This is a genomic window from Rhodopseudomonas sp. AAP120 (assembly GCF_001295845.1).
Classification (GTDB): Bacteria; Pseudomonadota; Alphaproteobacteria; order Rhizobiales; family Xanthobacteraceae; genus Rhodopseudomonas.
Genome location: NZ_LJIC01000139.1, coordinates 1 through 2,105, shown reverse-complemented (window position 1 = coordinate 2,105; position 2,105 = coordinate 1). Strand labels below are relative to the sequence as shown.

The following is a 2,105-nucleotide window of genomic DNA, read 5'->3' as shown; positions in this document are numbered from 1 at the left end:
GGGGGGGGGGGGGGCGAAGAGTTCATCCGCCGTGCCCGCGGCTCACCCCACCCCGGCGTGCACCGCGCTGCGCGCGCTACCCGCCGACCCTCCCCCTCCAGGGGAGGGTGAAGAAGGCTCCGCCACGCCGCCCCTGCATCGCCATTATCTTCATAGTCGCCTAAACTTCACGCCCCGCAGCCGAGTCGCCTATGCCCGTTCGCCAGCTCCCCGAAACCATCGTCAACCGCATCGCCGCCGGCGAGGTGGTGGAGCGGCCGGCGAGTGTCGTGAAGGAGCTGGTCGAGAACGCGATCGATGCCGGCGCCAGCCGCATCGACATCTTCTCCGACGGCGGCGGGCGGCGGAAGATCGTGATCGCTGACGACGGCTCGGGCATGACCGCGACCGATCTCGCGCTCGCCGTCGATCGCCACGCCACCTCCAAGCTCGACGACGAGGACCTGCTGGCGATCCGCACGCTCGGCTTCCGCGGCGAGGCGCTGCCGTCGATCGGCGCGGTGGCGCGGCTGTCGATCACCACGCGGCACGCCGAAGAGCCGCACGCCTGGGCGCTGCGCGTCGAGGGCGGCGACAAGACCCCGATCGCGCCGGCGGCGCTGTCGCAGGGCACCCGCGTCGAAGTCGCCGATCTGTTCTTCGCCACGCCGGCGCGGCTGAAGTTTCTCAAGACCGACCGCACCGAGGCCGAAGCGATCCGCGAAGTTGTGCGGCGCCTCGCGATGGCGCGGCCGGACATCGCCTTCACGCTGGCCGGCGAGGAGCGCGCGCCGGTGACGTGGGCGGCGGCGCTGCCGGGCGCGCCCGGGCAACTGATCCGGCTCGGCGATATTCTCGGTGCGGATTTTCGCGCCAATGCAATCGAAGTCCGGTCGCAGCGCGAAGGCGTCATCGTCGAAGGCTTCGCCGCTGCGCCGTCGCTGACGCGCGCCAACGCGCTCGGCCAGTATCTGTTCGTCAATGGCCGCCCGGTGCGCGACAAGCTGATCCTTGGCGCGGTGCGCGGCGCCTACGCTGATTACTTGCCGCGCGATCGTCACCCGGTGCTGGCGCTGTTCGTCACGCTGGACAGCCGCGAAGTCGACGCCAACGTGCATCCGGCCAAGACCGAAGTGCGCTTCCGCAATGCGGGCCTGGTCCGCGCGCTGATCGTGCACGCGCTAAAAGAGGGGCTTGCGCGCGAAGGCCGCCGCACCGCCGCCAACAGCGCCAGCAGTGTGATCTCGACGTTTCGTCCGGGGGCGGCGCCGTCCGCTTCTCCGGCGAATTGGGACTGGCGGAGTTCGCCATCCTATCCGGCCGGCGGCAGCGCGGGTTTTGCAACGCCATCCTTCGCCGAGCGCAGCCAAGCGGCGTTCGACGTCGGCGCGCCGAGTGCCGATGTCCGCCCTCACGACATCGCCCCCGATCTGCTCGACCGTCCGCTCGGCGCGGCGCGGACGCAGATCCATGAAACCTATATCGTGTCGCAGACCCGCGGCGGACTCATCGTTGTCGATCAGCATGCCGCGCATGAGCGCATCGTCTATGAGCGGCTCAAGGCGTCGCTCGATGCCAACGGCGTGCAGCGTCAGATCCTGCTGATCCCGGATATCGTCGAGATGGACGAGGCGACGGTGGAGCGCTTGCTCGCGCGCGCCGACGAGCTCGCCAAGTTCGGCCTGGTGATCGAAAGTTTCGGGCCGGGCGCGGTGGCGGTGCGCGAGACGCCGTCGCTACTCGGCAAGACCGACGCGGCATCGCTGCTGCGCGACCTCGCCGAGCACATGGCCGAATGGGACGAAGCTCTGCCGCTGGAGCGCCGGCTGATGCACGTCGCGGCGACGATGGCCTGCCACGGCTCGGTGCGGGCCGGCCGCGTGCTCAAGCCCGAGGAAATGAACGCACTGCTCCGCGAAATGGAATCGACGCCGAACTCCGGCCAGTGCAATCACGGCCGTCCAACGTATGTCGAGCTGACGCTGACCGATATCGAGAAGCTGTTCGGGCGGAGGTAGTCAGCGCCACAGGCACAGCGCGCTCCCTCTCCCGCTTGCGGGAGAGGGTTGGGGTGAGGGCGCCCCAGGCAGTGACTCAGCGACTCGCGGAGGGGAGGGGCCCCCCCC

1 protein-coding gene is annotated in these 2,105 nt (G+C 69.8%); it reads left to right on the top strand.

Features of this window, described 5'->3' with window-relative positions; genetic code table 11:
• Window positions 1–191 precede the first annotated feature (191 nt).
• Window positions 192–1,997, top strand: coding sequence for a DNA mismatch repair endonuclease MutL (mutL, locus tag IP86_RS20985; protein WP_054164377.1), 1,806 nt, complete (start codon window positions 192–194; stop codon window positions 1,995–1,997).
• The last annotated feature ends 108 nt before the right edge of the window (window positions 1,998–2,105 follow it).